The following is an 18,837-nucleotide window of genomic DNA, read 5'->3' on the forward strand; positions in this document are numbered from 1 at the left end:
TGATGGTAAAAAGAATCCCGGACGTGAATTTACTGAATCAGACTTACAACCATAAAACACTCAGTAACAGAAAAAAATCCTAACTGTTAAATCCCAAAAAGGCACTGCCGGTTACACACCGGCAATGCTTTTTTCAATTCTCAGGTTCCCGCAGTGCGGTTACAAACTGGCGCTGATCAGGAAGGTGGCGGCAAACGCGATGATGGCGTATAGCTCGGGAAATACCGCGAGGATCAGCGTGTTTCCAAACACATTGTGTCCGGCACCGATGGCAGCAATACCGTTGGCGCATACCTGACCCTGTTTGATGGCTGACAACAATGCCACAAAGCCAAGTGCAAGTCCGGCACCAAATACGGCGGCAGCCTGGGCCAGGCTGATCTCCGGGGTAAGGAAACCCTGAAGGATAAAGTATCCCATAAATCCATAGAGCCCCTGGGTTCCGGGCAATGCACTCAGTACAAGAAAGTTACCGAAGGCATCCGGAGTTTTCTTCAGCGCGCCGAGGGAGGCATTGCCCCCGATGGTTACACCAATTGCACTGCCGATGCCGGCCAGTCCAATCATCAGTCCAACGCCAATGTAAGCTAAAATAATCGGTTCCATAGTTAAATGATTAAGGTATTGATTTGACTTAGGTTAATTTTCTGAAAGGTTGATATTTACGGCCGCCACCCGAGAATCCCGCGTTCTTGTAAAACTCCACAAAGGTCAGACGCATGGGATGCACAAAGGAACCAAGCCCGGCCATAAAAATGTTGATGCTGTGACCAATCACCAGGATGATGACCATAAAAATTATTCCGATAATGCTGGTCCCTACGGACAATGCCAGACTGTTGAACACAAAGCCCAGGATGGCACTTGAAATACCCAGAGCGAACAAGCGGATATATGACAGCAGGTCTCCCAGCACGCCGGTTACCATATTGTAGCTGTTCCACAAACCGATTCCGAAATTCATCAACAGGTTCTTTCCGGGCGTATTCATAAACAATACAAGAATTCCGCCGGCGGCAAGCACCGCATACATCGCCGGTTTAAGGGTCTCCATAGGAATACCGGCATATTTACTGAGACCGAAAACGGCAGCCAGGCCCACCAGGAGAATGATCCAGCCGATGGTGCCCAGGGCATACCTGAATCCAAACTGAACTGTTTCATTGGCAGCCTTCAGCCCCATTCCGAAAACAATCTGAATCCCGCCCAGAATCAGTGAGAGGGTAAAGAGCAGACTGTTGATATCCGTTCCCTTTTCGGTAAAAAGATGCTGCAACTGCCGGTAGCCCGGCAGACTTGTTTCGTAAAGATTGATCCCGAAGGCCGTTCCGCTGATCAGACCGAAAACAATGGTCGAAATCCCAAGGTATGAGACCAGGGATGCTATAGGTTTCAATTGTTTACCAACCCTGGCCCTGGCAATCAGGGCGGCAATGGTAATCAGCACACCGTAACCGGCATCGCCCAGGCAGAATCCGAAGAAAATGGTATAAAAAGGTGCAAAAAACGGGGTAAGGTCAATCTCTTTGTAACCCGGTAGTGCATAAAGCTCACCCAACATCTCAAATTTGCTGGCAAAGCCTTTGTTTTTCAGCAGGATAGGAACTGAGTCTCCGGGCACCGGCGATTCACTCAGGTAGAAAACGCCTTCCTGATCAAGGAAGCGGTTGAGTACATCAGCGGTTTCAGCGGGGATCCAGCCTTCAAGAATCCGGAGCTTATCGCCTGCCTCCGAAGTAGTGGTTGAGAAAGCTTTTTCCAGCTCCGCATCCTGCATCAACTGTTGCCTGTAGGCTTTCAGCGCGTCAAGATTGCCGGTTGCAATTTCATCCAGGCGGGCGTTCAGCCCGGCCTCTTCCTCAACAATCTCCTGTTTCAGCTTATGAAGCTCCGTTAACGAATGCGCCGGCAGCCTCACCTCATCTGCATCAATGGCAGGAAAAGGCAGACCGGTATCCACCCAGGCAAAATAGATCATGCCTGCCGAGCGGCTGATTTCAAATATATCTGCATCATCGGTCAGTTCCGGATCCCATGATCTGATGGGAGCAATGAACAACCTGACCCTGATGGATTTAGCTCCCAGCTTATGGATGATATCAGTGGAAAAATCACCCCAGGGTTCCGTTTCGGCCATCTCCTTTCTCAATTGGGCCTGACGCTGTACCAAAGCGGACTGCTTATTCAGTATGCCGTTGATCTCATCATGTAAAACCGTAACATCTTCTACAGCAGTTGCTGGCCCGGCTATTACCCCACGGTTTTCGAGCGATCTGATCAGCTTGTCGAGTTGCTCCGCCTGTTGTAACTGCTCCCTGATTTCATCTGGCAGCGTGCCCTCTTTCTCAATGATGTGCACCATCCCCATATCGCGGAGTTTAAGCAGAAACTCCTCATACTCCCGGTGAAACACCAGGAAGGAATATTTTTTCATCGGGGCTATCATACTGCCTCCTCCATCTTTTGCTGACGGTCTTTCACAATCTTCTGGGCCGACTTGGAAAGGTTCTCCTCATCTTCCATAAACCGCTTTATCTTCAATATCGCGTCTTCATATCCCGGGATCTGTACCTTTTCGTAAAGATTCACCTTCTGTGTCGTTTTTCGCCGGGCATGATCAAGCAAGGCCATTTTGCGGTTAAAGAACTCACTTTCAATGCCAATGGAAGCCAGCTGCTTTACGATGGCAATGCCATCGGCAGTCCACGACGGGCTGTTGAACATGCTGTATTCACCCAGGCTGAACTTAACCGAATCAAGCACCGGAATGCGCACTCCGGCAATTTTCCGGATGCTGAGTTCCACATCGTCCACCTTTATAAGACTTACATCAAATTCTCCCCAAAGCCTTACCATACTCCGGTAGCCTTCCACCGCTTCATCCAGTTTCTGACTAAGCGCCTGCGCTTTGTCTTTGGCTTTTTTCACTTCCATCCGCAAGGCTGATTCCTTGTTCTTGATGGTCGGCAAAGCCCGCACGCGCACCTTCAGCTGCTTGTTAAGCTCCTGCAGTGAAGTTTTATTATATTGAAATTTTATCGCCATCTTTTCTGTAATCGGGTATTTTCAGATCACTCTATAGCTGAAAACTCAGCTTTACCTGAAATTCGACCGGATTCAGCCGGTTCTGATTCGCAATGTCCTATTTTGGCCAGTAGAGATCTACAAATTCCTGTCTGATGCTCACCTCTGCTTTGGTGAAATGCCTGCCAAACAACTCCCACGCTTTATCAAGCATAAAAGTGGTATCAACGTTCACATCTATAGCAAGTAGTTCGTTGGAATACTCTTTGGCAAAGCGCATGGTACGCTCATCGTAGTCGGTAAGATCGAAACCGTTTTCAAGCTTGGTCTTTGCGTTGGCGGCATCGGCATACAGGCGCACCGCGGCATTCATCACCTGAGGATGATCCTTGCGGGTTTGCTTGCCGATTACCAGCTGCTTCAGCCTCGAAAGCGAACGGAATGGATCCACGATCACTTTACCGATATCCGAATCGCGACGCAGGAAGAGCTGTCCTTCGGTAATGTAACCGGTATTATCGGGAATCGCGTGGGTAATATCACCACTCGAAAGTGTAGTTACCGCAATGATGGTAATGGAACCGCCTTCAGGAAACTGAACAGCCTTTTCATAAATTTTAGCAAGATCGCTGTATAGCGAACCGGGCATACTGTCCTTAGAAGGGATCTGATCCATACGGTTCGACACAATGCTCAGCGCATCGGCATATAGGGTCATATCGGTGAGCAGCACCAGCACGGTTTCCTTTTTATCGAAAGCAAAATACTCAGCCGCGGTGAGCGCCATATCGGGAACCAACAGCCGCTCAACCGGCGGATTCTCGGTGGTGTTCACAAAGCTGATGATGCGGTCGAGGGCACCGGCATTGTCGAAGACGTTTTTATAATAAAGATAATCGTCGTTGGTCAGTCCCATGCCCCCCAGAATAATCTTGTCGGCTTTTGCCCTGAGGGCCACCTGCGCCATTACCTGATTGTAAGGCTGGTCGGGATCGGCGAAGAAAGGAATCTTCTGTCCGGTAACCAGGGTATTGTTCAGGTCAATACCGGCAATACCGGTAGCAATCAGTTCTGAAGGCTGCTTGCGGCGAACCGGGTTCACCGAAGGACCGCCGATTTCGCGCTCCTCACCTTCCACGGCAGGTCCACCGTCAATAGGATCACCGTATGCATTAAAAAACCTTCCGGCAAGTTCATCACCTACTTTCAGGACTGGTGGTCTGCCCAGAAAAACCACTTCAGCATCCGTAGGAATGCCTTCGGTACCGGAAAACACCTGAAGGGTGACGTTATCGCCGTTGAGTTTCACCACCTGGGCCAACCGACCGTTTACCGTGGCCATTTCCTCATAACCGATTCCGGTAGCCTGCAGGGAGCAGGTCGCTTTGGTAATTTGCGTAATTTTGGTATATATCTTCTGAAATGCTTTTGTTTCCATCAGGCAGCTTTCCTTTCATTAATAATTTCTTCCAGCTCTGCTTCGTATTTTTTAAAGTCTTCACTCTCGAAAAGTGAATAGTTCATCTGTTTGAACACATTGATGATGCGTTTGAAGTAAGGATTGACCTCTTCAAAGCCTTCGAAACTGAAGCCAGTGTTACAAACTCCGAGCACCTTGCCAAGCATGTATTTCTGTCGTTTAATAGGAGTTGAAGCATCGGTTTTGTCAAAGGCATCCTGCTGAAGAATCACAAAGTCAATAACTTCTGATTTCCAGTAGCGAAGGTGGTAATCGATGGGTACCCCGTCGTCACCCAGGATGTTGATCTGCTCGTAGGCTTCCTTGCCCCTCAGCAGGATATTTTTAGCCTCCAGCACATTGCCGAGCCAGTCTTCAGAGATATTCTCCGCGAGGTATTCCTGGAGTTCGGGATATTCAAGGTATTTTGAGTAACTGTCGATGGGATCCACTGCCGGGTAGCGTTTGCTGTCGGCACGCTGCTGCGAAAGCGCAAAGAAACAGCGTGCAGCCTTTTTGGTAGATTCGGTAACCGGCTCTTTGAGGTTACCTCCTGCAGGGGACACGGTTCCGATAAAGGTGATGGAACCTGTACTTCCATTGTTCAGGTAAACATAACCTGCACGGGCATAAAAACTTGAAATAATCGCCGGGAGGTCCATAGGGAATGCGTCGGGGCCGGGGAGTTCTTCCATTCGGTTCGACATTTCGCGCAACGCCTGCGCCCATCGTGAAGTAGAATCGGCAAGCAGCAGCACTTTCAGCCCCATGGTACGGTAATATTCGCCCAGGGTCATGGCGGTGTAGACCGAAGCCTCGCGTGCGGCTACCGGCATGTTGGAAGTGTTGGCAATGATGGTGGTCCTTTCCATCAGCTTGCGGCCGGTACGGGGGTCGTCAAGTTCAGGAAATTCCGTAAAAATCTCAACTACCTCATTGGCGCGCTCACCACAGGCGGCCACAATGATAAGGTCGGCTTCTGCCTGTTTTGAAAGGGCATGCTGCAACACGGTCTTCCCTGATCCGAAAGGCCCGGGGATAAATCCTGTTCCCCCTTCCACAATCGGATTCATGGTATCGATGATGCGGACGCCGGTTTCCATCAGCCTGAAAGGCCTGGGCTTATCCGTGTAAGCTTTGACCGGAATTTTTACAGGCCATTTCTGTACCATGCTTACCTCGTAATCGCGGTCATCAGGACCGGTAAGCACGGCAATGGCAGATGAAGCCTTATAAGTACCCGCTGGCTGCACCTGCTTTACGGTGTACTTGCCTTCAAACTTAAAGGGTACCATGATTTTATGGGCAATCCAGTTCTCCTTTACTTCGCCCAGCCAGCTTCCGGCAACAACGGTATCACCAGGCTTTGCCAGCGGAATAAAGTCCCAGGCCTGATCCGTGTCGATGGGAGCTGTGTATTCGCCCCGGCGAAGGAAAGTACCTTCCATTTTATCAAGATCATTCTGCAGGCCGTCAAAATTGCGCGACAAAATACCGGGGCCAAGGGTTACTTCAAGCATATGCCCCATAAATTCCACGCTTTCGCCAATCTTCAGACCACGCGTGCTTTCGAACACCTGAACGTAAGCTTTATTTCCCAGCACCTTGATCACCTCGGCCATCAGACGGGTTCCGCGCAGATTGATATAACAGATCTCGTTCTGGGAAACCGGCCCGCTGATTTCCACAATTACCAGGTTGGCAATAATACCGGATACGATTCCGGTTGTCTTTTTATTTTCTTCCATCTTTTATATTAAACTCATTTGGAAATTCGTAACTGTTTTGAAGTGACCCGAGCAGATTTCTGAATAACTCTTCGCCGGTAGCCGGATCAAGCTGAAGCCACCTTTCAATGATGCCCAGTTTGATGTAGAATGCTACCAGCACTTCAACCGTGAAGTAGTTAAATGTATTCATCTCATCAAGGAAGGTCCACCGCAGTTGATCTATGGCTTTTTCGCGCGCCAGCAGATCCTGGATATCCACAATCTGCAACACCCTGTCGATCCATGGCCATTCCGAGGTCAGCCCCAGATCGCGGGCGCTGCTCCGGCGTATGGATTCAGCTAACACATTGGCAGCGATCACCTGGTTTTCATACGGCAGACCGTTTTTTTTGGCTGAAAGCACCAGCAATACATTCCGCAGGTTCAGCTCAAATCCGAACCACGACCGCATAAAGTCGTTCTTCACTTCCAGCATTTCTTTGTAATACAGAAGTGTCAGTTCATTCTGTAGTGAGAGGTTGGGATACAACCGGTTCTCGGCAGTGAAACTCCCGATAAACAACTGCATGTAATTCATCAGCGCTTTGGGCTCCCTGATTTCTGCAGCGAGCATTTCAGGCTGGTAAATACCCTTCGCGGAGAGCGGCCGGTCTTCTTTCAGCAGCAGGCTGAGCAGGTTGGAATTATCTTCTGAAAGAAACAGCATTTCAAACAGGCGAAAATCCGCGGGGCTGAGGCCATGCATCAATTCTTCGCGCAACTGCTCCGTACCGAACTGCAGCTTTCCCTGCTCCAGCGCGATTTCGGGCAGTCCGGCAACCAGGTAGTAATAATTATTCCTGATCATTATTCGCCCCCGAATAAGAGGTTAATGGTTCGCGGACGCATAAAAGACCTGAAAAAGGCCTGAAAATCCTCGTCGGTGAAACTGATAAGATAGCTGTTGTCCTTGGGTCCGATTTTAAAACCGCCTTTGATGCGGTCGTCAAACTTCACCTCAACGCCTCCGGACAACACCTGGTTAAGACGGGTTCCAAAATATTTCTCCAGCGACTGCTGATCTGCTGCCGGCAGGATCAGGGCTGCATCCTGGTTGAAGTGCTCCAGTGCTTTACGGATGATGTCGCCTATAAAGGATTTGTCGCTTATCACATCTTTCACCGGCGATTCTACCACTTTTGCGGTGATCAGCCCGGCTATCTGTTGCCTGATGGCACTAATGGCCTGTTTCGACGACATGCGGACCTCCGATTGCGCATTGCGCAGCATCTCATCAGCATTCGCCCTTGCCTGTTTCACAATTTCTTCTGCCTCAGTCCTGGCCTTTGCCGTTAATGCAGCGGCTTCCTTACGGGCATTGTCAAGAATAACTGCGGCTTCCTGCTCCGCCTTCTCCACGCCTTCGTTGTATATCTTCCGGGTGAGTTCCTGAAGTTTATTTTCCATAAACAACTATTTATCAATTTGTGGCAAAATTAGGGCTATTTTTTGAATTGAAAAACTAAAACCGGCTTCAAGGCAAACGGTTTTCAAAATTTAGGAATTTTTAAGAATCTATTTATTAATTACTTACCTAAGGCTGATATTGTTAGTAGAATAACAATCATTCATCGATCCCCGGTTTCGAAAAAATGATGAAGACTTAAAAATGATCAGGGTTCATATTCTGACACCAGCTGCAGGTTCAAACTTACCCGCCCCTACTTACAAACATTCGGCACAGGGGATTGTTTAGCTCTCCCGATTTGTTGTAGTTTTGTATCCGGAAATCAAACAACCGGAAAATATTTTGCAATTTCTCATCATGAAACGTTATTTTACCGCCGCTATTCTCTTTGCTGCCTTGATTTCAGGCTCATGCCGGAATCAATCAATAACATCCGAAGGTGAGAAAATCATCACTGTAAGTACATTACCACAAAAAACCATTATTACGAAAATTTCAGGGGATAAGTTTTCCGTTAATGTGCTGATACCTGAGGAAGGCAATCATGAGACTTATGAGCCCACCTCCAGACAGATGGCAGAGACAGGTAAATCAATGGCATATTTCAAACTTGGCCACCTGGATTTTGAAATCAACTGGCTGGGTAAGTTAGCACAGAATTACCCCGGAATGAAGATATATGATACTTCCAAAGATCTTGATCTGATCAGGGGCGCAGAAGTGCAACATGGCGACCATGTGCATCCCGGCGGCGTGGACCCGCATATCTGGCTTTCGGTTTCGGCCGTAAAAATCCAGGCTGGAAACATGCTGAAAGGACTTATTGAACTGGATCCCGGGAACGCAGCATACTTTACTGCCAATTACAACCGCTTTATGGTGGAGCTTGATTCCCTTGACGCGCAGATCAGGCAGACAATCCAGGCCTCCGGGGTCAGAGAATTCATGATTTATCATCCGTCACTGGGCTATTTTGCCCGGGATTACAACCTTGAGCAGATCGCCATTGAGCAGGAAGGCAAGGAGCCAAGCCCGCGATATATGAGTAAACTTATCACGATCGCCCGCGAAAAGCAGATCAGGGCAATATTTGTATCCAGCCAGTTCAGCAAGCAAAGCGCCCTTTCTCTGGCTTCTCAGTTGAATGCAAGGGTTGAAGAGTTCAACCCTGTTGACGCCGACTGGATGGAAAACATGCTGGATATTGCCGGCAAAATAGCAGCTTCGAACCGCCAGATGCCCTAACACCCATGCAGGAAATCGTTGAGATACGCAATGCAAGTGCAGGTTACAGCAATGAAGTGGTACTGCACAATGTCAGTCTGAGCATTCAGGAGAAAGATTATATCGGGGTGATCGGCCCCAACGGAGGTGGCAAAACCACCCTGGTGAAACTGATTCTCAGGCTGATTCCACCCATGCAGGGAGAAGTGATCTATTACGGTGCAGATCAGCGTAACCTGATCGGATACCTTCCTCAGGTCAGTAAGACCGACCGGAGTTTCCCGATTTCGGTAAATGAGGTTGTACTCTCCGGACTGATGTCGGCAAATTCGGGGCTGAGGCGGTTTACCCGCAGCGATAAATCCCGGGCACTGGAAATACTTGAGATGATGGGTATCGCGCACCTCCGGAAGAAAAGCATCGGAGAACTCTCCGGCGGACAGATGCAACGCGCTTTTCTGGGACGTGCCATCATTTCGGAACCCCGCCTGCTGATTCTTGATGAGCCTAACACCTTTGTGGACAATAAGTTTGAGCATGATCTCTATGAACTGCTGAGCCATCTGAATGAAAGAATGGCCATTATGATGGTGTCGCACGACGTGGGCACCATTACAACCTATGTGAAAACCATCGCCTGTGTAAACCGTAACCTTCATTACCACCGCTCAAACATCATCACCCAGAGTCAGCTTGCGGCCTACAACTGCCCGATACAACTGATCACTCACGGCGAGGTGCCCCACACCGTGCTTGGCAAACATCACCATAACCATGACTGAGAGTATGTTGCATCTCTTCGAATACGAGTTCTTCCGGAATGCAGTCTGGGCAGCATTGTTGGCCAGCGTAACCTGCGGAATTGTAGGCAGTTACATCGTTGCCCGGCGTATGGTTTTTATCAGCGGAGGCATCACCCATGCTTCATTCGGCGGCATCGGCATTGCTTATTATCTGGGATTAAATCCCGTAACCGGAGCAGCGGTTTTCAGTGTTCTCTCCGCTTTGGGTATTGAATATGTTTCGGGTAAAACCAACGTGCGTGAGGATTCTGCCATCGGGATTCTATGGTCGCTGGGAATGGCGCTGGGGATTATATTTGTGTTTATGACCCCGGGATATGCGCCCAACCTGATGTCGTACCTTTTCGGAAGCATCCTGACAGTCGGAAAAACCGACCTCAGGCTGATGCTTGGGCTGAGCGCGATCATCGCACTCTTTTTTATCCGGTTTTATCACATCATCCTTTTTATTGCTTTCGATGAGGAATATGCCCGTGCCCACCGGGTATCCGTCAGCCTTTTCAAATATATCCTGATCAGCCTGGTAGCGCTGACCATCGTGATGAATATCCGGATTGTCGGGATTATCCTGGTTATTTCATTCCTGACCATTCCCCAGTCGACTGCAAACCTGTTTACCAAAAACCTCAGACTAATGATGATCTACTCAGTAATAATAGGGATTATTGGTTCATTGTCAGGCATTTATACATCTTATTACCTGGATATTCCGTCAGGAGCTACCATTATTTTCGCTTTCATAATCATATTTGGGATAGCAAAAGCCATTCAGGCTGCAAGAACCAGTGCCGGTATCAGGCGGCAGATCGGTTAACTTTACAAATTAAGGACTTAATCCCTATTTAACGGTTTCTTTCCGGAAGTCAGTAAGGCGGTATACCGTTATGCTGGTATTCTCATATCCGCCGCCATCCTGTTGCTGAAACCTGAAATTACTGCTCAGGCCTTTTTTAGTAAAATCAGGAATGCATTTTAAAAAACCGGGACCAAAGGAATAGAGCGCATCCAGGAAATAGGCTGTAAGATCGTAACCCAGGTATGCGTAGCGGAACAATTCCGGTTCCCCGATATAGCGTTCCCTGAAACTGCTGATAAAACGGATCACGTCGGGATCGGAATAATCGACAAACCAGGGGGTAAAGAAATGGGCATTCAGCTGATGCAGGTAATTGATGTCCATTTCCATCTCTTCCCATTCAGGCAGGCCTACCACCACGATCTGATACTTGTCGCGCAGATCATTCAGCCGCCTGAGCAGTGCAGGGATCAGCGCCTTATCAGCTGTGAGCATCAATACAACATTGGTTTTGCCCGGAACCATACTTTGTATCAATCCGGCATCGTGGCCCTTGCTGTAAATAACTTCCTTAACCCCGGCGGGATCATCGATAAGCTTCCGGAGTGTACCCGTAAAAACCCCTGCCATCGAGGCATTTTCGGTATCATTGAGGCGCATTACCACAAAGTTGGCATCACCGAACCGCCCGGCAAGCACCTGAGCTGTGCCATTATATCTGCTCCAACCCGAAGGCTGTGATTTTACTACATAGGAATTACCGGCAATTATCTCGCTCCTTTGTGAGAGTGGATTGATCACTGGAATTTCATGCTTTGCGGCAAAGGAAGCCACCAACTCAAAACTTCGGGCAAACAGGGGCCCGATGATCAGATCCATATTTTCCATTTCAGGATTGCTAAGTATCCTTCTGGTTTTTATTATACCCTCTCCGGCATCGGCATCGTAAACATGCAGCCTGACATCCATTCCATGGGCAGCCAGGTCATCAACCGCAATCAGTGCACCTTCGTAAAACTGTATAAAATCGAGAGAACGGTATTCCGAAGGCAGTTTCAGCGACATGGGATCACCGGTGTAAACACTGTCAGCATGTTCGAGGGCAAAGGGAACCATGAGCGCCAGGTTGAAAGTCCTTTTTACCGGATGAGAGGGAGTGCAGTTCATCGCCGGCAATTCAGGCAGCGCTTCGGCATGCACTGCCCTGCCCAGAACCACAGAATCCTGCTTTACTTTCACGTTTCCCGCGGGTGCAGAACCGGGCAATGGGATAAGTAATACTTCATTTTTCTTCAGCGATCCGCCAAGACCGGGATTAGCATTGATAATGGCCGACATCTCCACGCCATAGCGTCTAGAAATACTATAGAGTGTCTCCTTTCGTTCAACCCTGTGTTCCAGGTATCCATCCTTCCTGCTCCGGGATTGTTCTGCCGGCCTCTGCACCACCGGTTGCCTGTCAGGGACATATATCACCTGCCCGGTCTGCAGTCCGTTGCTCAAAACCGGATTAAGACCCACCAGTTCATCCACTGTGATTCCGAATGCCCTTGAAATTCCGTAAAGGGTTTCCTGTGCACTCACTGTATAGAGTTTCAGACCCGGGCGCGCTTCAGGTTGCGCCGGTTCAGGGATAATTACCTTCATGCCTATCCGCAGGGTATCTATCCCGGGATTGGCGGCAATGACATCCTTAACGGCAAGGTTATATTGCCTTGCCAAAGCATACCAGGTTTCTTTGGGTGCAACGATGTGGGATCTCTGCCCATCAACAATGTCGCGGACCGGCAAATCTGCGGGAGTTTCAGTTTTACTGACAGGTTCGGGCGCTGCCTGAAGTTCTTTAACTGGTATCATCAGCATCTGATCATCTCGGAGCACTTCAGTGAGATCGGGATTTGCCTTTCTGATATCGTCTACCGTTATCTGATAAGCCTGTGAAATGGCATGAAGGGTCTGCCCCTGTTCAACAAAATGAATATAGTACTGCTTTCCCCTGTAGGTTTCCACAACCTGTGACCGGCGAACGCCTGTTTCCTGGGCACTGAGACCGGAGATAAAACAAAAAAGGAATAAAAGCCGGATGAAGGTTCTTTTCAAGACCATAGTTCACTGTGTTTACGAACGGGGATCATTCCCATTCAATGGTAGCCGGGGGCTTTGAACTGATGTCATATACCACCCGGTTGACCCCTTTTACTTTATTGATGATGTCGTTTGACACTTTTGCCAGAAAATCATACGGAAGGTGCGACCAGTCGGCGGTCATGCCATCGGTGCTGCCAACGGCCCTGAGCGCCACCACATATTCATAGGTACGTTCATCTCCCATCACACCGACTGATTTCACAGGCAACAATATAACGGCCGCCTGCCACACTTCCTTGTATAGTCCTGAAGATTTCAGGCCGTCAATGAAAATGGCGTCGGCCTCCTGCAGAATACGGATTTTTTCGCGGGTAATTTCCCCGAGGATGCGTATGCCTAAACCCGGCCCCGGAAATGGATGACGGTTCAGAATATCGGGATCAATGCCCAGGGTGGTACCCACGCGCCTTACCTCATCTTTAAAAAGGCTTTTCAACGGCTCAACCACCTTAAGTTTCATATAATCGGGCAGCCCGCCCACATTGTGGTGCGATTTGATGGTGGCCGAAGGTCCATTAACCGAAACGGATTCGATGACATCCGGATAAATCGTGCCCTGTGCCAGCCATTTTACATCACTGATCAGGTGGGCTTCATGGTCAAATACATCAATAAAGGTTTTTCCGATGGCCTTTCTTTTCTGCTCGGGTTCGCTGATACCATGCAGCGCTTCGAGGAAGCGTTCCGCAGCATCCACGCCCTTCACGTTGAGCCCCATGTGCTGATAGGAATCCAGCACCCTGGCAAACTCATCTTTGCGCAACAACCCGTTATCCACAAATATACAATGCAGGTTACGGCCAATAGCTTTGTGCAGCAATACGGCAGCCACCGAGGAGTCAACACCGCCCGAAAGCCCGAGCAGCACCTGGTCGTTGCCCAGCTGAGCCTTCAATTCTGCAACCGTTGATTCTATAAAAGAAGCCGGAGTCCAGTCCTGATGACAACCACAGATGCCCACAATAAAATTCTTCAGCAACACTGCGCCTTCGGTTGAGTGATAGACTTCTGGATGGAACTGAATGCCCCAGGTAGGCTCGCCCTCAACCTGAAAGCCTGCAATATCCACATCAGCGGTACTGGCGATTACCTTAAAATGATCAGGTTTGTGCAAAATGGTATCGCCGTGTGACATCCACACCTGACTACCCTGGCTTAAGCCCTTCATCAGCAGATTGGTGATGTCGATAAAGCCAAGGTTAGCCCGGCCGTATTCCCTGATTTTTGAAGGCATAACTTCGCCCCCCGACGTCTGGGCCAGGTATTGAGCGCCATAGCACACGGCAAGCAAGGGTACTTTGGACCGGATCTGTGAAAGATCAGGATAAGGTGCATTCTTATCGCGCACCGAAAAAGGGCTGCCCGAAAGGATTACTCCCTTGATCCACGGAGTAATCTCAGGGATTTTATTGAAGGGATGAATTTCACAATATACATTTAACTCCCTGACCCTGCGTGCGATGAGCTGAGTGTACTGGGAGCCGAAATCGAGAATAAGAATGGTTTCCTGCATGCCGCAAAGATAGAAAAAAGCACTCAGACAATCCTTCGGACATCAGGTTGAATATTCTCTGCTGACGGGCGCCGCCTTAACTGATTATTCCTTATGTCTTTCAGACCGGTATAAGTCAACCCGGTCAAACTGCACAACCAATCAGCAGATGCGTTTACCGCCATCGCTGGTTTCAGCCACATAAAACGCGGGGGTCAGACCGGTTTTTTCCTTGTATCCGGCACCTGCACGGCTGATAAATTCTTCTATTGCCTCATCTTTCACCAGGCTTACCGTGCACCCTCCAAAACCGCCGCCGGTCATGCGTGAGCCAAGCACTCCTTCAATGCCAAGAGATGATTCCACCATGGCATCAAGCTCCGGTCCGGTAACCTCGTAATCATCGCGCAGGGAATCATGAGAAGCAATCATCAGTTTCCCAAAAGCCTGAATATTTCCGGCTTTCAGAAATTCAACAGCCGCGCGGGTACGCTCAATTTCAGAAACCACGTGCCGTGCACGCCGCATCACGGTGGAATCCTGAATATGAACACTCAATCCTGAAAATTCTTCAACACTGATATCGGCGAGCTGGCGGATCGCTTTGTAAGGCTGAAGCGCGGCAACTGCAGCGCGGCATTCTCCGACCCGTTCATTATACTTTCCCGAATCCAGCTTATGCGGGCTGTTGGTATTGGCAATCACGATCTTCACGCCTTCCAGCGTTAAGGGCACCAACTCATATTCAAGGGTATCGCAATTCAGATAAACCGCATGCCCTTCCTTTCCCATGGCGGAGGCAAACTGATCCATGATACCACACATGACCCCGGCAAATTCATGCTCGGCTTTTTGCGCCATCTTTACCAGATCGATTTCTGAATAACCGGTTCCGTAAACATTGTTTATGGCCACAGCAGTAACCACTTCGATGGCAGCCGAGGAGGATAGGCCAGCCCCTGCCGGTACATCTCCGTAAAAAAGCAGATCGGCCCCCTGTGCAAAACGTACCCCCTTCTTAAGAAACTGGGCAAAAACACCTACCGGATAATTTACCCATTCCCTGCCCACCGGTTTGTCAAGGTCCTCAACGCTGACTTCGGTTTCAAATTTCATATTCAGGGAGGAAAACCGCACATACGGCCGGTCCGTCCTGCGGATCAGGCAGTAATTGCCAAAACTTAGCGCACAGGGCAGCACAAAGCCCCCGTTATAATCGGTGTGTTCACCAATCAGATTGACCCGGCCGGGCGCAAAAAATCCCTGAACGGATCCCGGTCCGTATTTTTCCAGAAACCTTGCTTTTAAAACATCGATGTCCATGATACAATATTTGTTCAAAATAATCAGATAGCTGATTTCCAGCCACAAATTTCTTAAATCTTACGAATCCTTCCTCAGCTGAAGAAATGATTTTGCTGTCGTAAAAGTAAGTCATATCAGCCAGACATTTTTTATCCGGCAAAGAAGGCTCAGAATTTTCCGGAACTTTAGTGATTAAAATCAACCGCTTATCTTTGCTGAAAAACCACATTATGAAACAAGTGTTCAGGCCATGGGGGCGCGACAGAGAAGGCAGAGACCTTGTGCTGTACACCCTGGATGACGGGAAAGGCACGGTAGTCAGCATCAGCAATTATGGCGGAATCATCACTTCAATACGTACGCCGGACCGGTACGGACAATCCGGCGAGGTTGTGCTGGGCTTTGATTCAGCAGATGCCTATCTGGATGAACGCTATCTTACCGACTGCCCCTATTTCGGGTGTATTACCGGCAGGTACGCGGGGCGGATCGCTTGCGGGGAATTCAGCATCGACGGGGAAAGAGTCCGTTTGCCGGTTAACAACGGAGGCAATACCCTGCACGGAGGATTCAGGGGATTTGACAAGCGAACCTGGAATCATCAGCTGATAATGGCGGAAGATAAATACGGACTAGAACTCAGTTATCTCAGCCCCCACCTCGAGGAAGGATTCCCGGGAAACCTTCAGGTAAAGGTCACCTATTTCATGTCATCTCCCGGCACGCTCACCTTAAAATATCAGGCAACCACCGACAGACCGACCGTGGTCAACCTGACCAATCACACCTATTTTAACCTGAATATGCGCCAACCTGATATCCTTGATCACCGGCTCAGGATACTCAGCAAAAAAAATATAGAAAGCAACAACCTGATCCCCACAGGGCAGATTATTGATATTACGGGCACCGCCTTTGATTTTTCGGAGCCCAAAACCATTGGCCGCGACATAGGTCAGCTGCCTGACGGATACGACCACGGTTACGCGCTTGACAACGATAAAGGAGGTCTTATTCCGGCGGCAGTGCTTTCGGAACCGGTTTCCGGCCGGCAGGTGGAGATATTCACCGACCAGCCGTCCGTACATATCTATACAGGCTATTATATACCTGCCCTGACCGGGCACGAAGGGGTGCAATATGGGCCATACAAGGGCGTAGCCATCGAAACGCAGCATTATCCCGATTCGCCGAACCATCCCGGTTTCCCGTGCACCCTGCTGAGGCCGGGCGAGGTTTTCGAAAGTATAACGAGTTACCGCTTCAGCGCCGGAGCCAGTATGTAAAAGGCAGAAGCGCCGGCTATAATCCCAGGTATTCTTTTACCTGTAAGGCTACATTTTCAGGGGTAAATCCGAACTTTTCATCCAGCACTTTTGCCGGAGCAGAATAACCGAAGTGATCGAGGCCCCATGCCCTGCCTTTTTCACCAACCAGCCCCGAAAGGGTTACCGGTAATCCGGCGGTCAGTCCGAATACGCGGACCCCGGGCAGTATAACTTGCTGCTGATAAGCCTGATCCTGCTGACGGAACAAGCCTTCAGATATCACCGAAACAATCCTGATTTTCAGATTCTTTTCAGCCTTCAGCAATGCTGCACCTGCAACCAGGGTTGAAACTTCGGATCCGCTGGCCAGCAGGATAACGTCGGGAGTTCCTTCGCAATCCTGAACAACATAGGCTCCTTTTGCAGCACGAAGCGCCGAATTGTATGGCGTTATCCCCTCTGCTACAGGCAGATCGCTGATATTTTGCCGTGAAAGAATCAGCGCGGTGGGCGTTGAGGTATTCTCCATGGCAAGTTTCCAGGCCACCGAGGTTTCTGCGGCATCGGCCGGGCGCAGGGCCAGCAGGCTCATGGCGCCGTGGTGATTTTTCATCTGTTCCAGCAAACGGATCTGGGCTTCCTGCTCAACAGGCTGATGCGTGGGGCCGTCCTCTCCCACCCTGAAAGCATCGTGCGTCCAGATAAATTTAACAGGCAATCCCATCAGTGCCGAAAGCCTGACGGCTGGTTTCATATAATCGCTGAACACGAAGAAAGTGCCGCAGGCGGCCCACACCCCGCCATGCAGGGCAATGCCGTTACAGATGGCCGCCATGGTCAGTTCACTGACGCCCGCCTGGAGAAATGCTCCGCTAAAATCGCCTTTTGCCAGGGCTTTGGTTTGCTTCAGGAACCCGTCGGTTTTGTCGCTGTTGGCAAGGTCGGCGGATGAAACAATCATATTCCCTATGTGCTGAGCCAGGTATGAAAGTATTGCCGAAGAAGCGGCACGGGTAGCAATTCCCTGTTTCTGGTTTACGCTGCCGAAGTCGAGTTCAGGCAGTTTTCCTGAGAGATATTGTAAAAGTTTTGCGGCAAGTTCAGGATGTTCGTTTTCCCATTGCTGTTGCAAAGCTTTCCTTTGGGCGGCCGAAGCAATCTTTTCAGTCCGCTTCAGGGCATACCATCCGGCAACTTCCGGAAAAACGGCAAACGGATCTTCAGGATTCCCTCCGAGATTGGCGACGGATTTCTCAAAAGAAGCGCCCGATTCGCCCAGGGGCATACCGTGCGTGGCACATTTGCGCTCGAAACTCTCTCCATCTGCCGTGAGCGCCCCTTTGCCCATTACGGTTTTCCCGATGATCAGGGTAGGCCGCTCCTGCTCAAGCAGGGCAGCATCCAGTGCCGCCCGGATGGCTGAATGATCATTTCCGTCAATGGTCATTACTTTCCAACCCCAGGCTTCATACTTCATCGCGGTATTTTCGCTGGTAACCACATGGGTATCGGTCGACAGCTGAATGTCGTTGCTGTCGAAAAACATAATAAGGTTGCTCAGCCCGAGGTGACCGGCAATCCTGCCGGCTGACTGCGAAATTTCTTCCTGAATCCCGCCATCCGAGATGTAAGCATAAGTCTTATGCGACATCCATTCGCCGAAGCGGGCGCATAAAAAACGCTCGGCGATGGCAGCGCCGATGGCCATGGCATGTCCCTGACCCAGCGGGCCGGATGTATTCTCCACTCCACGGGCCTGATCCACCTCAGGATGGCCGGGCGTAACGCTGCCCCATTGCCTGAAACTTTTCAGATCATCAATGCTGTAGTTCCCCGAAAGGGCCAGCACCGAATAGAGCATGGGTGACATATGCCCGGGATCGAGAAAGAAACGGTCGCGCATGTGCCACGTCATATCCGAAGGATCATACCTGAGATATTCCGTGTAAAGGATATGAATAAAATCGGCTCCGCCCATCGCGCCACCGGGATGCCCCGACCTGGCCTTCTCAACCATTGCTGCAGAAAGGATGCGGATGTTATCGGCAGCCAGAGTGGTAAGATTCTTGCTCATGAATTGCTGTTATAGAGGTTATTATCAAAAGAATATACATGCCATTTTCGACAGGCAAACTTAAGGC

The 18,837-nt window shown here is 49.7% G+C and carries 15 protein-coding genes; 4 read left to right on the forward strand and 11 right to left on the reverse strand.

Annotated elements, in window-relative coordinates:
* Window positions 1–159: 159 nt before the first annotated feature.
* The 7 genes from TBC1_RS05795 to TBC1_RS05825 form a co-directional block, all read right to left on the reverse strand.
* Window positions 160–606, reverse strand: coding sequence for an ATP synthase subunit K (locus TBC1_RS05795; RefSeq protein WP_062039695.1), 447 nt, complete (start codon window positions 604–606; stop codon window positions 160–162).
* Window positions 607–634: 28 nt separating this feature from the next.
* Complete coding sequence (locus tag TBC1_RS05800; RefSeq protein WP_172668840.1) at window positions 635–2,434, reverse strand: V-type ATP synthase subunit I; 1,800 nt, start codon at window positions 2,432–2,434, stop codon at window positions 635–637.
* Window positions 2,435–2,442: 8 nt separating this feature from the next.
* Window positions 2,443–3,045 (reverse strand): V-type ATP synthase subunit D, encoded by a 603-nt coding sequence (locus TBC1_RS05805; protein WP_062039699.1) that lies wholly within the window; start codon window positions 3,043–3,045, stop codon window positions 2,443–2,445.
* 97 nt (window positions 3,046–3,142) lie between these two features.
* On the reverse strand, window positions 3,143–4,462 hold the full coding sequence (locus tag TBC1_RS05810; protein ID WP_062039701.1) for a V-type ATP synthase subunit B: 1,320 nt from the start codon (window positions 4,460–4,462) through the stop codon (window positions 3,143–3,145).
* Window positions 4,462–6,231 (reverse strand): V-type ATP synthase subunit A, encoded by a 1,770-nt coding sequence (locus TBC1_RS05815; protein WP_062039704.1) that lies wholly within the window; start codon window positions 6,229–6,231, stop codon window positions 4,462–4,464. The genes TBC1_RS05810 and TBC1_RS05815 overlap by 1 nt, the downstream gene beginning before the upstream one ends.
* Window positions 6,218–7,060, reverse strand: coding sequence for a DUF2764 family protein (locus tag TBC1_RS05820; RefSeq protein ID WP_062039705.1), 843 nt, complete (start codon window positions 7,058–7,060; stop codon window positions 6,218–6,220). Before TBC1_RS05820 ends, TBC1_RS05815 begins: the two co-directional genes overlap by 14 nt.
* Window positions 7,060–7,659 (reverse strand): hypothetical protein, encoded by a 600-nt coding sequence (locus tag TBC1_RS05825; protein ID WP_062039707.1) that lies wholly within the window; start codon window positions 7,657–7,659, stop codon window positions 7,060–7,062. The genes TBC1_RS05820 and TBC1_RS05825 overlap by 1 nt, the downstream gene beginning before the upstream one ends.
* A gap of 358 nt (window positions 7,660–8,017) precedes the next feature.
* Here TBC1_RS05825 and TBC1_RS05830 point away from each other — a divergent pair, with 358 nt between their 5' ends.
* From TBC1_RS05830 to TBC1_RS05840, 3 genes are read left to right on the forward strand one after another with little or no spacing between them, the layout of a single operon-like run.
* Complete coding sequence (locus TBC1_RS05830; RefSeq protein WP_137305469.1) at window positions 8,018–8,905, forward strand: metal ABC transporter solute-binding protein, Zn/Mn family; 888 nt, start codon at window positions 8,018–8,020, stop codon at window positions 8,903–8,905.
* Between the two features lie 5 nt (window positions 8,906–8,910).
* On the forward strand, window positions 8,911–9,666 hold the full coding sequence (locus TBC1_RS05835; RefSeq protein WP_062039712.1) for a metal ABC transporter ATP-binding protein: 756 nt from the start codon (window positions 8,911–8,913) through the stop codon (window positions 9,664–9,666).
* Between the two features lie 7 nt (window positions 9,667–9,673).
* Window positions 9,674–10,501, forward strand: coding sequence for a metal ABC transporter permease (locus tag TBC1_RS05840; protein ID WP_062042821.1), 828 nt, complete (start codon window positions 9,674–9,676; stop codon window positions 10,499–10,501).
* A gap of 24 nt (window positions 10,502–10,525) precedes the next feature.
* Here the strand turns inward: TBC1_RS05840 and TBC1_RS05845 are convergent, their stop codons facing one another.
* The 3 genes from TBC1_RS05845 to TBC1_RS05855 all read right to left on the reverse strand — a co-directional run bounded on the left by TBC1_RS05845 (window position 10,526) and on the right by TBC1_RS05855 (window position 15,446).
* On the reverse strand, window positions 10,526–12,589 hold the full coding sequence (locus TBC1_RS05845) for a LysM peptidoglycan-binding domain-containing protein (RefSeq protein WP_062039714.1): 2,064 nt from the start codon (window positions 12,587–12,589) through the stop codon (window positions 10,526–10,528).
* Between the two features lie 25 nt (window positions 12,590–12,614).
* On the reverse strand, window positions 12,615–14,144 hold the full coding sequence (gene guaA, locus TBC1_RS05850) for a glutamine-hydrolyzing GMP synthase (protein WP_062039716.1): 1,530 nt from the start codon (window positions 14,142–14,144) through the stop codon (window positions 12,615–12,617).
* Between the two features lie 141 nt (window positions 14,145–14,285).
* Entirely contained in the window at window positions 14,286–15,446 is a 1,161-nt protein-coding gene (locus TBC1_RS05855) for a galactokinase (RefSeq protein ID WP_062042824.1), read from the reverse strand.
* A 212-nt stretch (window positions 15,447–15,658) separates the two neighbouring features.
* On the opposite strand from TBC1_RS05855, the gene TBC1_RS05860 reads away from it, so the two are divergent.
* Complete coding sequence (locus tag TBC1_RS05860) at window positions 15,659–16,714, forward strand: aldose epimerase family protein (RefSeq protein ID WP_062039718.1); 1,056 nt, start codon at window positions 15,659–15,661, stop codon at window positions 16,712–16,714.
* 16 nt (window positions 16,715–16,730) lie between these two features.
* On the opposite strand, the gene TBC1_RS05865 is transcribed toward TBC1_RS05860, so the two are convergent.
* A complete protein-coding gene (locus TBC1_RS05865; protein WP_062039720.1) occupies window positions 16,731–18,770 on the reverse strand; it encodes a transketolase family protein in 2,040 nt (679 codons plus the stop codon).
* Between the last annotated feature and the right edge of the window lie 67 nt (window positions 18,771–18,837).

The organism is Lentimicrobium saccharophilum, assembly GCF_001192835.1.
In the GTDB taxonomy this organism is placed as follows: domain Bacteria; phylum Bacteroidota; class Bacteroidia; order Bacteroidales; family Lentimicrobiaceae; genus Lentimicrobium; species Lentimicrobium saccharophilum.

What these genes read in the sequence shown, in the direction of transcription:
- TBC1_RS05795 (WP_062039695.1), bottom strand. Translation starts at nt 606, where the DNA reads ATGGAACCGATTATTTTAGCTTACATTGGCGTTGGACTGATGATTGGA.
- TBC1_RS05800 (WP_172668840.1), bottom strand. Translation starts at nt 2,434, where the DNA reads ATGAAAAAATATTCCTTCCTGGTGTTTCACCGGGAGTATGAGGAGTTT.
- TBC1_RS05805 (WP_062039699.1), bottom strand. Translation starts at nt 3,045, where the DNA reads ATGGCGATAAAATTTCAATATAATAAAACTTCACTGCAGGAGCTTAAC.
- TBC1_RS05810 (WP_062039701.1), bottom strand. Translation starts at nt 4,462, where the DNA reads ATGGAAACAAAAGCATTTCAGAAGATATATACCAAAATTACGCAAATT.
- TBC1_RS05815 (WP_062039704.1), bottom strand. Translation starts at nt 6,231, where the DNA reads ATGGAAGAAAATAAAAAGACAACCGGAATCGTATCCGGTATTATTGCC.
- TBC1_RS05820 (WP_062039705.1), bottom strand. Translation starts at nt 7,060, where the DNA reads ATGATCAGGAATAATTATTACTACCTGGTTGCCGGACTGCCCGAAATC.
- TBC1_RS05825 (WP_062039707.1), bottom strand. Translation starts at nt 7,659, where the DNA reads ATGGAAAATAAACTTCAGGAACTCACCCGGAAGATATACAACGAAGGC.
- TBC1_RS05830 (WP_137305469.1), top strand. Translation starts at nt 8,018, where the DNA reads ATGAAACGTTATTTTACCGCCGCTATTCTCTTTGCTGCCTTGATTTCA.
- TBC1_RS05835 (WP_062039712.1), top strand. Translation starts at nt 8,911, where the DNA reads ATGCAGGAAATCGTTGAGATACGCAATGCAAGTGCAGGTTACAGCAAT.
- TBC1_RS05845 (WP_062039714.1), bottom strand. Translation starts at nt 12,589, where the DNA reads ATGGTCTTGAAAAGAACCTTCATCCGGCTTTTATTCCTTTTTTGTTTT.
- guaA (WP_062039716.1), bottom strand. Translation starts at nt 14,144, where the DNA reads ATGCAGGAAACCATTCTTATTCTCGATTTCGGCTCCCAGTACACTCAG.
- TBC1_RS05855 (WP_062042824.1), bottom strand. Translation starts at nt 15,446, where the DNA reads ATGGACATCGATGTTTTAAAAGCAAGGTTTCTGGAAAAATACGGACCG.
- TBC1_RS05860 (WP_062039718.1), top strand. Translation starts at nt 15,659, where the DNA reads ATGAAACAAGTGTTCAGGCCATGGGGGCGCGACAGAGAAGGCAGAGAC.
- TBC1_RS05865 (WP_062039720.1), bottom strand. Translation starts at nt 18,770, where the DNA reads ATGAGCAAGAATCTTACCACTCTGGCTGCCGATAACATCCGCATCCTT.